This is a genomic window from Streptomyces flaveolus, from assembly GCF_014648815.1.
Lineage (GTDB): Bacteria > Actinomycetota > Actinomycetes > Streptomycetales > Streptomycetaceae > Streptomyces > Streptomyces flaveolus.
Genome location: NZ_BMRV01000025.1, coordinates 30649 through 44388 on the forward strand (window position 1 = coordinate 30649; position 13740 = coordinate 44388).

The window sequence follows — 13740 nt, forward strand, 5'->3', positions numbered from 1 at the left end:
GCATGACGCACCTCTGGCACGAACTGTCCCGCGGCCTGCGCGACGGCACCCTGCTGCACACGCCCTCGCGCACGGAGGAACCGGTCTCCGGCACCGCCCTGTTCGACCGCGCCGAGCGCACGGCCGGTGCCGTCCTCGCGGCCCGCGACGGCCGCGCCCCGCGCCGGGTGGGCCTGCTCATGGCCAACGGCGAACCCTGGGTCCGCGGCCTGCTCGCCGCGCTCCGCCTCGACGCGGCGGCCGTCCCGCTGGCCCTCCCGGTCGCCTTCGGCGGCGCCGACGCCTACGCCGCCCACGTGCGGCGCATCGCCGAGGACGCCGCACTGGACGCCATGCTCGTCGACGGCAGCCTCGGCGGCCGGATCGTCGCCCGCGTCGCCGAGGCCGTCCCGCACATCCCGTTCATCGACATCGCCGACGCCCCGCACTCCCGCGAGGACCTGCCGGCCCCGAACGGCGGCGGCACGGCACCCGCGATCGTCCAGTACACCTCCGGCTCCACCTCCGCCCCCAAGGGCGTCGTGGTCACCCACGCCAACGTGTCCGCCGGTCTCGACGCGATCGAGGCCGGAACCGGGTGGACGAGCGAGGACGGGCTCGGCGAGTGGCTGCCGCTCTTCCACGACATGGGCCTGTTCACGCTGCTCGCCGCACTGCGCGCCGGCTCGCCGATCTCGCTGTGGCAGCCCGGCGACTTCGTCCGCCGCCCGATGCGGTGGCTCACCGAGTTCGGCGCCAGCCGCGCCACGATCCTGCCCGCCCCGAACTTCTTCTACGACTACCTGGTCGCCGCCGCCGCCAAGGGCATCCCCGACGACCTGGACCTGTCCGCCTGGCGCTACGGCGGCAACGGCTCCGAGCCGGTGCGCCGCTCCAGCCTGGAGGAGTTCCAGCGGACGTTCGAGCCGTACGGGCTGCGCCCCCAGGTCGTCCAGCCCAACTACGGGCTCGCCGAGGCCACCCTCATCGTCAGCACCGGCACCCCCGGCACCCCGTACCGCAGCCTGGAGGCGGAACGTTCCAGCCTCGCCGTCGGCGACCGCGTCAGGGAAGCCGCCGAGCCCGGCCCCACCACCCGCACCGTCGTCTCCTGCGGCAGGCCCGTCGAGGGCGTCGAGGTGCGCATCGGCGACGCCGACGGCACACCCCTCGAGGACGGCGTGGTCGGCGAGGTGCAGATCGGCGGCGCCCCCGTCACACCCGGCTACCTCGGGCTGCCCGACGAGCAGCAGCCCTTCACCCCGGACGGCATGCTCCGCACCGGCGACATCGGCTTCCGCCACGACGGCGAGCTCTACGTCATGGGCCGCGTGAAGGCCATGGCCGTCGTCCGCGGCCAGAACTACTACGCCGAGGACGTCGAGGAGATCGTCAAGTCCACCCCCGGCGTCGACCGCCGGCACTGCGCCGCCTTCGCCTGGGAGGACGACCGGGAGGAGTACATGGTCGTGATCTGGGAGACGAAGCTCGACACCGACACGGCCCGCGCCGTCGGTGAGGCCATCCGCACCCGGCTGGCCGAACACCTCGGCCTCACCGCCGTCGAGACCCTCGCGGTCTCCCCGCAGACCCTCCCCTTCACCAGCTCCGGCAAGGTCAAGCGCTCCGGCGCGGCCGACCTGTACCGCCGCCACCACTCCGCACAGCCCACCGCCCCGGAAGGACAGCACTCGTGAGCGTCACCGCGACCCTGGACATCGTCGTACGGGCACTGGCCGCACAGGCCGGCGTCGCCGAGTCGTCCGTCGACCCCGAGAAGCCGCTGTCGGCCGTGCCGGGCATCGAGTCCGTCAAGGCCCTGCGCGCGATCACCGAGATCGAGGACGAGTGCGACGTCGTCATCCCCGACGACTTCCTCTTCGAGACCGCGACCGTGCGCGAACTGGCGGACTTCGTCGCCAAGCTGACACGGGAGGGCAGCTCCATATGACCGTGGAGACCGCCGCCGCCGACACCCTGCTCGGCGCCCTCGACCGGTTCCGCACCGCGCCGCCCGACGTCGCCCGCTACGACACCGACACCACGACCGCGGCCCGCGCCCTGCGGGCCGCCCCCGAACAGGTCGCCCGGCTCGCCTCGGCGGGACTGCCGCACGTCGTCGACTCCGCGCGGGGGCCGCTGTTCGACTACGACGACCTGATGAACGTCGGCATGTTCTGCGGCACCGGCCAGACCGTGCCCGAACTCGGCCTGCGCTTCCTGATGCGCTTCGCCGCCGCCCCCCGGGCGAGCTGGTTCGCACCGCGCGACTGGGAGATCGGCGTCCATCCCTCCCGTACGGCCGGCGGCGAGGCGGCGGAGGACCGCGCCGCCGGCGACGGGGAGCGGAAGGTGACCGTGCGGGTCCCCGACCTGTCGGCGCCCGGCGTGGAACTGCTGGAGGGCGGACCGTTCGACCGGCCGCTGCACGACTCGGGATACACCGCGGCCATCCGGCTGACCGGCGCCGCGCACACCGTGCGCGACCCGCGCATCCACGAGGCGTGGTCCGAGGTCGTCGACGCCCTGGCCGCGCGCCGCGTGATCTACCAGACCGTGCCCGAACCCCTGCGCGCCGACCACCACCGGGCCTGGGAACTCGGCATCGCCGACTGCGTCGTCGCCTCCCGGCTGCTCGCCGACCGGCTGCGCGCGGCCGGACTGGAGGCGACCGCCCGCCGCGGCTACCTCCTCGGGCTGTTCGGCAGCGACCACGCCTGGTGCGACGTCGTCGAGGACGGCGTGCACAAGTCGCTCGACCCGGTCTTCGCCTTCGTCGCCACCGTCGGCGACGAACGGGGCGTCGCCGAGTCGCCCGAGTTCGCCGCCGCCTGCCTCGGCAGCCGCTTCAACCGGCTGCTGCCCTGCCGCACCGACAGCGCCGAACCCCTCGTCCACTTCGACGGCGAACCCGCCCCCTACTGGGCGATGGTCGGCGTCGGCGCCCGCCCCAGGAGGAGCTCATGACCGCCGTCCGCTCCCTGACCGACGTACGCGCCCTGATCCGGGGCAGCCTCGACCACCCCGTCCTGCTGGACCGGCTCGGCGACGACGACGACTTCGCCGGCGCCGGCATCGGCTCGGGCGAGCTGATCCGCATCGCGCTGAACCTGGAGGACGAGCTCGGCCGGCCGCTGGAGGACGAGGAACTCCTCGGCCTCACCACGGTCCGCGCCGTCGCCCGGCTGGCCGGGACGGAGGCGAGCTGACATGTGGCTGAACCACGTGATGCGCCGGGGCCTCGACCGGGACCCCGACGCCCTCGCCCTGCGCGACGTCCGCCGCGACGTCAGCTGGCGCACCCTGCACCGGGACGTACGGGCCCTGGCCGCCCGGCTGCGCCACGACACCCTGCCCGGCAGCCGCGTCCTGGTGCTCAGCGCCAACCGCGTCGAGGTGCTGGAGACCTACTTCGCCTGCGCCGTCGCCGGCCTGGTCGCGGTGCCGGTCAACCCGGCGCTGACCGACCCGGAGATCGGCGCCATCATGGAGTCCGTCGAGCCCTCGGCGGCCGTCGCCGAGGAGGCGTACGCGGCCCGGCTGGGCGCCCTGTACCCGGGGCTGCCCGTCACCGACATCGCGACCGTCGCCGAACTGCCCGACGAGACCGCCGGGTCCGCGGACGCGGGGGCCGCGGACGAGGACGGCACCGGCATGTCCGACCCCGTGCTGATCCTGCACACCTCGGCGACGACCGGCCGCGCCAAGGGCGTCGTCGTCGACCAGCGCTCGCTCCAGATCAACGCGCTGTCCTGGATCGCCGACGTCGGCCCGCGCCCGGGCACCGCCTTCCTCAACGCCGGCCCGCTCTTCCACGGCAGCGTCGTCATCGCCCTGGACCACCTGGCCGCGGGCGGCATCGTCTGCGTCCTGGACCGCTTCACCCCGCAGGGCTGCCTGGCCGCCCTGGAGCGGTGGGGGATCGAGCACGCCTTCCTCGTGCCGTCCATGGTCCGGCTCCTGCTGCGGGCCAAGGGCCTGCCCGGCACCGACCTGTCCCGGCTGCGGCTGCTGCTGCACGGCGCCGCCCCGATGCCCGAGGGCCTGGCCCGCGAGGCGCGCGAACGGCTCGGCGCCGACCTGCAGACCATCTTCGGGATCACCGAGGGCGGCGGACCCGTCCTCACCCTGCGCCCGGACACCCCCGTCGGTCCGCCGCCGGTCCCCGGAGCCGTCTGCGTCGGCGTGCCGATGCTCGGCGCCGGGCTGCGCGTCACCGACGCCGACGGGCACGAGGTGCCCGCCGGGGTCATCGGCGAACTCCAGGTCAGCGGCGACGGGCTGATGCAGGCCTACTGGAAGAACCCGGAGGCCACCGCCGACGTCCTGCGCGACGGCCGGCTCAACACGCACGACGTGGGCTGCGTCGACGAGGACGGTCGGGTCTGGGTCGTCGACCGGCGCAACGACCTCATCCTGCGCGGCGGCCAGAACGTCTACCCGGCCGAGATCGAGTACGTCCTGCGGCAGTCCGGCAACGTCGCCGACGTGGTCGTCGTCCCCGTGCCGTCCGAGACCTGGGGCCAGACGCCGGTGGCGTTCGTGCAGCCCGCCGACGACGACCGGTTCGACCCGGAGGAACTGCTGCGGCTGTGCGTGGCGGGCCTCGCCCCCTACAAGCGGCCCACCCACTTCCTGCCGATCGAGCGCATCCCGCGCAACCCGGCGGGCAAGGCCCTGCGCACCGACCTGCGCGAGATCGCCCGGCAGACGCTCACCGCCGACAGGGAGAACACCTCATGAGCACCACCGACTACACGCGTCCCGAGGTCCTGACCGACCTCGCCGGTGAGTGGGCCGTCCCGGTCAACGGCAGGGCCGTCATCCAGTGGGACTACGACCGGCGCAACGACAAACTGGTCCGGCTGTACCAGCAGGGCAAGCAGCGCCAGTGGGACATGGACGAGCGGCTCGACTGGGACCACGAGGTGGACCCCGACGACCCGCTGGGCCTGCCCGACGACTTCATCTCCATCGCCGGTTCCAAGCTGTGGGACCGCCTGCCGGAGAGCGAGCGGCGCATCGTGCGCCGGCACAGCAGCGGCTGGCTGTACTCGCAGTTCCTCCACTCCGAGCAGGCCGCGCTCATCGCGGTCGGCAAGATCCTGCTGACCGTGGAGGACCTGGACTCCAAGCTGTACGCGGCCACGCAGATGATGGACGAGGCCCGGCACGTGGAGGGCTTCAACCGGTTCCTGCACACGAAGATCGGGCTGCGCTACGGCCTGTCCCCGTCGATCTCCGCCATGTTCGAGCAGGCGATGCGCGAACCCCGCTGGGACTTCGGGGTGCTGGCGGCGCACATCCTCGTCGAGAACATGGGCCTGGCCACCTTCGGCGTGCACCGCGAGCGGCTGCGCGACCCGCTGGCCCGCGCCTTCAGCGCCTACGTCGCCCGCGACGAGGCCCGGCACGTGGCCTTCGGCCGGCTGCTGCTGCGCGGCTACTATCCGCACCTGTCCGAGGCGGAGCTCAAGGAACGCGAGGACTTCGTCGTCGAGGGCTGCTGGGCGCTGCGCGACCGGTACGTCGACGACGAGATCTGGCAGCACCTCGGGTACGGCGAGGAGGCGATCAAGGCCTCCCGGCGCTCGCCCGCCAAGCGGGAGTTCCGCCGGCTGGTCTTCATGCGCATCGTGCCCGGCCTCAAGGAGATCGGGATGTTCGGGCCCCGGGTCCAGGAGGCGCTGGCCAAGATGGGCGTCCTCGGCTTCCACGAGGTGGACGAGGAAGCGCTGCGCGCCCTGGACGACAAGGCCGCCGTGGACGCGCTGACCGAGCGGGAGATGGCGTTCCGGCACCGCGACATCGAGCAGGTCGCCGACCTCGGCAGCGCGGCGCCCTCGGACGGCACGCCGGCCCCCTGAACCGGGCCGCCGCCGCGCCGGGGTACATCCCCCGGCCCCGTCGCGGCGGCGGCCCCATCACCCCGGTCCGCGACGCGGCGCCGCGGACACCGGCGGTGCCGTGCGGTCCGACGCCGGGGTGGCCCGACCTTTGCTGCGGGCCGGGTACGGTCCCGCCCGGCGCCGCCGGCCGGTGGGGGCCACGGGCATCTGCGGTGCCGTGCCGTCCGACGCGTCCTGCGGGGCCGGGGCCGGCTCGTGCGGCGGCCGTCCGGCGGCGCTGCGCCGCGGTCCGGCCCGCTGCCCGGCACCCCGAACGGCCCCGGGCCGCCACGGCAGCGGCGCCCGGCGTCCGCTGCCTGCCGGCCGATCAGCCGGTGACCGGCGACCCCGGTCCGCCGCAGCACCGGCCCCACGCGGTGCGCACGGCCGGTACCCCGGAACGCCCGGTGGCCGGTGGGACCTCGCGGTGCCCGGCAGGGCGCGGCGCCCACCCCGTACCGGTCCTCGACCCCTGGAAAAGCGGAGATGCCAGCATGCTCGAAACCACCCCGCCACCCACCCGGCCGACCCGGCTGCGCGGCCTGGCACCGGACGGTGCGGACACCAGCGGCCGGCGCATGCTCGTCGGCCTGGCCGACGGCTCGGTGCCCGACCCGCCGGCCGCCCGCACGCTCACGCTGCCGCCCGCCACCTCCTGGCTGCCCGGCCTGGTCGTCTGCGAGACGTCCTTCGACGAGGAGCTGACCCTCACCCCCGGCGTCGTCTTCGGCGGCTGGATCGCCTGCCTGGTCGACCACTTCGCCGGACTGGTGATGCTGTCGGCGATCCCGGACGGCACCGGTTTCCTCACCGCCGGGCTGTCCGTCGACTACCACGCCCCGCTGGTGCCCGGCCCCGTCCGCATCGAGACCGTACTGACCAGCTGCTCCACCCGGCGTGCCGTGGCCGAGGTGCGCTTCGTGCAGGCCGGCAGCCGGGCCTGCACCGGAACCGTCGAACAGATCACCCACCGCACGACCGGCCCGCAGACGGAGCGAGGGACATGCGCGACAGCGAACTGACCCAGGACCACCGCGACTTCCAGGCCATGGTGCGCGACTTCGTCGAGCGGGAGATCGTCCCGTTCCACGCGGACTGGGAGCGCGCCGGACTCGTCGACCGCGAGGTGTGGCGCCGCGCCGGCAAGCTCGGGCTGCTGGGCATCGACGTACCGGAGGAGTACGGCGGCGGAGGTGTCCGCGACTTCCGCTACCAGGTCCTCCTCAGCGAGGAGATCATGCGCGTCGGCGCGACCGGCATCGGCTTCGCCCTGCACAACGACGTCGTCGCGCCCTACCTCCTGGAACTCGCCACCGACGAGCAGAAGCGGCGCTGGCTGCCCGGCTTCTGCTCGGGCGACCTGGTCACCGCCATCGCGATGACCGAACCGGAGGCCGGCAGCGACCTCCAGGCCATCCGGACCACCGCCTTCCAGGACGGCGACGACTATGTGCTCCGGGGCGCGAAGACGTTCATCACCAACGGCATCCACGCCGACCTGGTCGTCGTGGTCGCCCGGACCCGCCCAGGCCGGGGCGCGCGGGGGCTGAGCCTGCTCGTGGTCGAGCGCGACATGCCCGGGTTCTCCCGCGGCCGCAAGCTGGAGAAGATCGGCATGGCCGCGCAGGACACCGCCGAGCTGTTCTTCGACGACGTCCGGGTCCCGGCGGCCAACCTGCTCGGCACGCCCGGCCGCGCCTTCCTGCACCTGGCCGCCAACCTGCCGCAGGAGCGGCTCGGCATCGCCGCCTACGCCGTGGCCGCCGCCGAGACCGCCTTCGCCCAGACCCTCGAGTACTGCAAGCACCGCTCCGCCTTCGGGCAGCCCGTCGGCACGTTCCAGCACGTCCGCTTCGAACTGGCCGAGATGGCCACGGAACTGGACGTCGCCCGCACCTACGTCGACCGGGCGGTGGCCGAGCACAACGCGGGACGCCTCGACGCGGTGGCCGCGGCCAAGGCCAAGTGGTGGGCCACCGACGTCCAGCGCCGGGTGCTCGACCGCTGCGTGCAACTGCACGGCGGCTACGGCTTCATGCGGGAGACGCCCGTCGCCAGGGCGTTCGTGGACAACCGGGTGCACCCGATCTACGGCGGCACCAACGAAATCATGAAGGAGATCATCGGCCGGGACCTGGGCGTCTGATCCGGTCGCCCGCGCCGTTTCCGGGGGCCCCTCCGACCGCTCCCGGCCTCACCCCGGCCGCATAGACCGGCGCTCCTCACCGGCCGCCCCCGCCCGGCCGTCAGCTCCGGCCGCACCAGTGCGGCGAACCCGCCGACGACCCGACGCAAAGGACCACGATGACGGCAACGACCCACCGGACCGCGGCGACGGCACACCAGTGGACCACCCCGGCCGGCGCCGAGGTGACCCGCCTGTCCGAGCCCCTGGACCTCGCACGGGCGGAGACCGAGCTGGCCCGTCTGGAAGAAGCCCTGGACACCCGGCGCGGACTGCTGATGTCGGGCCGCTGCGACCAGCCGGGCCGCTACCGGCCGTACGACATCGCCTACGTCGACCCGCCTGTGGAGGTGACCGCCCATCAGGACGACGTCCGGCTGCGCGCGCTCAACGAACGCGGCCGGGTCCTGCTGCCCGCGCTCTTCCGGGCCCTGACGCCGCTCGGGCCACGCCGGGACGACACCGCGGGCACCGTCACGGTCCCGATCGACCCGAGCGGCGGCGCCCGGCACGACCGGGTCCCCGTCGCCGAAGAGGACCGCACCCGGCTGCCCTCGGCCTTCACCGTGCTGCGCGCCGTCGTCGCCGCCCTGGCGGGACCGCACGACGACGTGTGGGGCCTGTACGGGGCGTTCGGCTACGACCTCGTCCTGCAGCTCGACCCCGTACCGCAGCACCAGGACCGTGACCCCCGCGACCGCGTCCTCGCCCTGCACCTGCCGGACCGGATCCTGTGCATCGACCGGCACCGGGGCACCGCGGTGCGCCACAGCTACGACTTCTCCCACGCCGGCCGCAGCACCGTCGGGCTCGACCGCGCCACGCCCGCCGCGCCCCTCGCGCCGCCGGCCCGGCCGGCCGCCCCGCGCGACCACGCCCCGGGGGCGTACGCGGAGCTCGCCGACCTCGCCAAGGAGCGGTTCCGCTCCGGCGACCTGTTCGAGGTCGTGCCCGGCCAGAGCTTCCACCGGCGCGCCGGGGCACCGCCCTCGGAGGTGTTCCGCAGGCTGCGCACCCGCAATCCGGCGCCGTACGGCCTGCTGATGAACCTCGCCGACGGTGAGCACCTGGTGGGGGCGTCGCCGGAGATGTTCGTACGCGTCGACCCGCACGCCCGCACCGTCGAGTCCTGCCCGATCAGCGGCACCGTCGCGCGCGGCCGGAACCCCCAGGAGGACGCCGAACAGATCCGCACGCTGCTCGGCTCCGACAAGGAGGAGTCGGAGCTGACGATGTGCACGGACGTCGACCGCAACGACAAGGCACGGGTGTGCGTGCCCGGCAGCGTGGAGCTCCTGGCGCGCCGGCAGATCGAGATGTACTCGCGGCTCATCCACACCGTCGACCACGTCCGCGGCCGGCTCCGCGACGACCGCGACGCGCTCGACGCCTTCATGAGCCACATGTGGGCGGTGACCGTCACGGGAGCGCCCAAGCGTGCCGCGATCGCCTTCGTCGAGGAGCACGAGCGCAGCCCGCGCCGCTGGTACGGCGGTGCGGTGGGCCGCATCGGCTTCGACGGGGGCCTGGAGACCGCGCTCACCCTGCGCACCGTCCAGTTCCGCGACGGCGTCGCCACCGTGCGGGCCGGGGCGACGCTGCTGTTCGACTCGGACCCGCGGGCGGAGGAGGACGAGACCGCGCTCAAGGCGAGCGCGCTGCTCGACGCGGTCGAGAATGCGGGCGAGCACGCGGGCCGGGACGCGGTGGAACGGACCGGCGTGCGGCCGGGAGCCGCGCCGGCGGTGCGGACCGGCGAGCGGCGCCGCGTCCTGCTCGTCGACCACCAGGACTCCTTCGTGCACACGCTCGGCGACTACGTCCGGCAGACCGGCGCGGAGGTGGTCACGTACCGCGCCGGGTTCCCCCTGGACCTGCTCGACACCGTGGCCCCCGACCTGGTGCTCCTGTCACCCGGCCCCGGCCGCCCCGCGGACTTCGGGATGTCCGCCCTGCTGGACGGGGTCCTGACCCGCGGGCTGCCGGTGTTCGGGGTCTGCCTGGGCCTGCAGGGCATCGTGGAGCACTTCGGCGGGACCCTCGGCACGCTGCCGTGGCCCGTGCACGGCAAGCCGTCGTCCGTCGAGGTCGCCGGTGACGGGGGGACCGTGTTCCGGAACATGCCGGCCCGGTTCCGCGCCGGGCGCTACCACTCCCTGTACGCCGATCCGGCGACGCTGCCGGACGGGCTGAGGGTGACCGCCCGCACCGCCGACGGCACGGTGATGGGCATCGAGCACCGCACGCTGCCGGTGGCGGCCGTGCAGTTCCACCCCGAGTCGATCATGACGACGGGGGAGGGCGCGGGACTGGCTTTGATCGCCAACGCCGTGACCGGACTCAAGGGCCCTGTACGGGCCACCGTGACGGCGGGGAGCCCGCGATGACGAAGAACGAGACCCACCGAGACCCGGCGGCCGACCGCGCCGGAGACCTCGCGGACGACCCTGCCGGGACACCGGCGGACCAGGGCACCGCGGAACCGGCGGACCAGGCCGCGGGTGCACCCGCGGACGAGCGTGTCGCGGGCGTCGGGGAAGAGCACGCGGGGGCACCGCACGACGCTCCCACCGCGGCACCGCACGACGCTCCCACCGCCCGTGCCATCCCCCGCTCCTCCTTCACCCGCGGCGCACGCCTGATGTCCCTGCCGCTCGGCTTCGCCGGCCGCTCCGCGCTCGGGTTCGGGCGGCGTCTGCTGGGGGAGCCCGTCGACCTGCTCGCCGGCGAACTGCAGCGCCGCACCGCCGGGCACCTCTTCCGCGTCCTGGGCGAACTCAAGGGCGGGGCCATGAAGTTCGGCCAGATGCTCTCCGTCTTCGAGGCGGCGCTCCCCCCGGAGGTGGTCGGCCCCTACCGGGCCGCCCTGACCCTGCTCCAGGAGGCCGCGCCCGCCCTGCCGGCGGACCAGGTGCACGCCGTCCTGAGGGAGGAACTCGGCCCCGACTGGCGCGAACGGTTCACCGCGTTCGAGGACACGCCCGCGGCGGCCGCGTCCATCGGCCAGGTGCACCGGGCCGTCCACACCGACGGCAGAACCGTCGCCGTGAAGATCCAGTACCCGGGCGCCGGTGAGGCACTGCTCGGGGACTACGCCCGACTCGGCCGCCTGATCCGGCTGTTCTCCCTGGCCACCCCCGGCCTGGATGTCGAGCCCATGCTGCGCGAACTGCGCGAACGGGTCGCCGACGAGCTGGACTACCGGCTGGAGGCCGAGGCCCAGCAGGCGTTCGCCGACGAGTACCGGGGTGACAAGGAGATCCTGGTGCCCGACGTGGTGACGTACACCCGCCGGGTGCTCGTCACGGAGTGGCTGGAGGGGACACCGCTCGCCTCCGTCATCCGGGAGGGATCGCAGGCCGAGCGCGACGACGCGGGCCTCATGTACGCGCGCTTCCTGTTCTCCGGGCCCGAGCGGGCGGGACGCCTGCACGCCGACCCGCACCCCGGGAACTTCCGCCTGCTCCCGGACGGCAGGCTCGGCGTCCTGGACTTCGGCGCCGTCAAACACCTCCCCGACGGCTTCCCCGCGGCCCTCGGCAGCCTGATCCGGCTGGCCCAGGACGGGGACTGGGCCGCCGCTCAGGAAGTCCTCGTACAGGAGGGCTTCATCACGCCGGGCGCGCCGCTCGACCACGCCGCCCTCGGCGCGTTCCTGCTGCCCGTGGCCACGCCGTCGGCCGGTGAGACGTACCGCTTCACGCGCGAGTGGCTCCGCGAGGAAGTCGTGCAGTCCGTCGACCTGCGCGAGGGCGGACTGCTGCGCCGCTTCAACCTCCCGCCCTCCTACGTGCTGGTGAACCGGGTCGTCGGCGCGGCCACGGCGGTGCTGTGCCAGCTGGAGTGCGAGATCCCGTTCCGCGCGGAGGTGGCCCGGTGGCTGCCGGGATTCGTGCCCGGGACGGCCGACGCGCGGCAGGGGGTGGCGGGGGAGGCCGGGGGCCACTGAACGGCTGGAGCAGTCCGGCCCTCCCGGCAGCGCGTGCCCCCGATCCCCGTTCGCCTGTATAACGGTATGCAGAATCCGGTACGGGTGAATAGGTCGAGGGGGAGCACGTCATGATCGGGACGGACGGCCCGGCCGCGCGGCTGCAGGCGCTCTTCGAGGGGCACCGGCTGACGCCGACCCAGCGGCGCATCGCGCACAGCATGGTGCGGCGCGCCGCCGACGTGCCCTTCCTGTCCAGCGTGGAACTGGCCGAGCTGGCCGGGGTCAGCCAGCCGTCCGTGACCCGCTTCGCCGTCGCCCTCGGCTTCGACGGCTACCCGGCGCTGCGCCGGCACCTGCGCGAGGTCGCCCCCGCGGAGACGGCGACGGATGCGGGCGCCGTGAACGAGTACCAGCAGGCCGTGGAGGCCGAGATCGAGAACCTGCGGCACCTGGCGGAGGCGCTGGCCGACCCGGGGCCGGTGCGGGAGGCGGGCCGGGTCCTCGCGGGCAGCCGGCCCCTCCCGGTCCTCGGGCTGCGGGCGGCGGCCGCCCAGGCGCACGGCTTCGCCTACTTCGCCGCCAAGGTCCACCCCGACGTGCGGCTCCTCAACGAGGGCGGCACGATGATCCACGACCGCATCGACGCCGCCGTCCGGGCCGGCGCGAGCGCCCTGATCTGCTTCGCCCTGCCCCGGCATCCGCGCGAGGTCGTCGACACCCTCGCGCACGCCAAGGAGGCGGGGCTCACGGTGGTGACCGTCGCCGACTCCGCCTTCGCGCCGGTCGCCAAGGTGTCCGACCTGGTGCTGCCCGCCGCCGTCGGCACGGGGCTCGCCTTCGACACGGCCTGCGCGCCGATGCTGATCGGCCGGGTGCTGCTGGAGGCGATGTGCGACGACCTGCCGGACGCCCAGGCCCGGCTGGAGGAGTTCGACGCCAGGGCGGCGGCCCGGGGCCTGTTCGTGGAGTGACCCGGACGGCCGACGGGTTCTCAGATTCGTCTCAGCTTCCCCCGCTACAGTGCGGCGCCCGACACTTCCGTCGGACGCATCGCACAGACAGGACTGGGGACGAGGAGGCCGGAACGTGGCGCGCGGAGGACAGGGACTGGCTCGGGTCGCCGTCGTCGTACGGGCGGGGGCGGCGCCGTTGTGGTGGCTGGGCGTACTCGCGGCGGGCATCGGCGTGCTGGTGCCGGGACTGACCGGGCGCCGGATCGGCGTCCTGGCCGGTGCGGCGCTGTTCATCGTGGCGACGGCCGTGGTGGCGTCCGTGCGCCGCAAGCGGTACACCGCGCTGGCCGGCTCGGCCGCCCGCGCGGGCAAGCACGACGTGCTCCAGGACCGCGCGGTGACCGTGCGCAACTGGCGCCGGGGTCACCGCTGGTGGCTGCTGCTCGCCTTCCTCGCCGCACTCGGCAGCGCCTTCGCCGTCCCGGCGGCGGCCGGACTGCTGATGGCGGGCTGCGGCGCCGGGCTGTGGCTGAAGTCCGCCTGGATCGGCCGCCGCGAACAGGCCGGGGACGCCCTGCTGTGGGTCCGCGTGGACTGGCTCGCCCGCAACGCGGGCCGCCCGGCGGGCAAGACGGTCAAGGCCTACCGCAGCACGGGCATCGCGGCGGGCGACGCGGCCCCCGGTGGAGCGAGGCGAAAGACGCCGGCGCTGGTCTGACCGGGGCAGGGAACGGGGTGGGGGCGCGCAGCGCCCCCACCCAGGGGCTGTGACACCGTGCGGCTCCGCCGCGTGGGCGCGACCGA

The 13740-nt window shown here is 74.4% G+C and carries 12 protein-coding genes; all 12 read left to right on the plus strand.

The genetic code is table 11. From position 1 onward, the window contains the following. Window positions 1-2 precede the first annotated feature (2 nt). Window positions 3-1676 carry an AMP-binding protein gene (locus IEZ05_RS34925; RefSeq protein ID WP_189234341.1) on the plus strand — a complete coding sequence of 558 codons (1674 nt, stop codon included), beginning with the start codon at window positions 3-5 and terminating at the stop codon, window positions 1674-1676. Then, complete coding sequence (locus tag IEZ05_RS34930) at window positions 1673-1930, plus strand: acyl carrier protein (protein WP_189234342.1); 258 nt, start codon at window positions 1673-1675, stop codon at window positions 1928-1930. Before IEZ05_RS34925 ends, IEZ05_RS34930 begins: the two co-directional genes overlap by 4 nt. After that, complete coding sequence (locus IEZ05_RS34935; protein ID WP_189234343.1) at window positions 1927-2946, plus strand: transglutaminase; 1020 nt, start codon at window positions 1927-1929, stop codon at window positions 2944-2946. Before IEZ05_RS34930 ends, IEZ05_RS34935 begins: the two co-directional genes overlap by 4 nt. Further along, on the plus strand, window positions 2943-3188 hold the full coding sequence (locus IEZ05_RS34940; RefSeq protein WP_189234344.1) for a phosphopantetheine-binding protein: 246 nt from the start codon (window positions 2943-2945) through the stop codon (window positions 3186-3188). Before IEZ05_RS34935 ends, IEZ05_RS34940 begins: the two co-directional genes overlap by 4 nt. Window position 3189: 1 nt before the next feature. Beyond that, entirely contained in the window at window positions 3190-4722 is a 1533-nt protein-coding gene (locus tag IEZ05_RS34945) for a class I adenylate-forming enzyme family protein (RefSeq protein WP_189234345.1), read from the plus strand. Next, complete coding sequence (locus IEZ05_RS34950; protein ID WP_189234346.1) at window positions 4719-5846, plus strand: ferritin-like domain-containing protein; 1128 nt, start codon at window positions 4719-4721, stop codon at window positions 5844-5846. Before IEZ05_RS34945 ends, IEZ05_RS34950 begins: the two co-directional genes overlap by 4 nt. 515 nt (window positions 5847-6361) lie before the next feature. Next, window positions 6362-6889, plus strand: coding sequence for a PaaI family thioesterase (locus IEZ05_RS34955; RefSeq protein WP_189234347.1), 528 nt, complete (start codon window positions 6362-6364; stop codon window positions 6887-6889). After that, entirely contained in the window at window positions 6871-8013 is a 1143-nt protein-coding gene (locus IEZ05_RS34960; protein WP_189234348.1) for an acyl-CoA dehydrogenase family protein, read from the plus strand. Before IEZ05_RS34955 ends, IEZ05_RS34960 begins: the two co-directional genes overlap by 19 nt. Before the next feature lie 158 nt (window positions 8014-8171). Next, complete coding sequence (locus IEZ05_RS34965) at window positions 8172-10439, plus strand: anthranilate synthase component I (protein WP_189234349.1); 2268 nt, start codon at window positions 8172-8174, stop codon at window positions 10437-10439. A gap of 254 nt (window positions 10440-10693) precedes the next feature. Next, complete coding sequence (locus IEZ05_RS34970) at window positions 10694-12001, plus strand: ABC1 kinase family protein (protein ID WP_189234384.1); 1308 nt, start codon at window positions 10694-10696, stop codon at window positions 11999-12001. Window positions 12002-12111: 110 nt separating this feature from the next. Then, a complete protein-coding gene (locus tag IEZ05_RS34975) occupies window positions 12112-12954 on the plus strand; it encodes a MurR/RpiR family transcriptional regulator (protein WP_189234350.1) in 843 nt (280 codons plus the stop codon). A 115-nt stretch (window positions 12955-13069) separates the two neighbouring features. Continuing rightward, complete coding sequence (locus IEZ05_RS34980; RefSeq protein WP_189234351.1) at window positions 13070-13654, plus strand: hypothetical protein; 585 nt, start codon at window positions 13070-13072, stop codon at window positions 13652-13654. The last annotated feature ends 86 nt before the right edge of the window (window positions 13655-13740 follow it).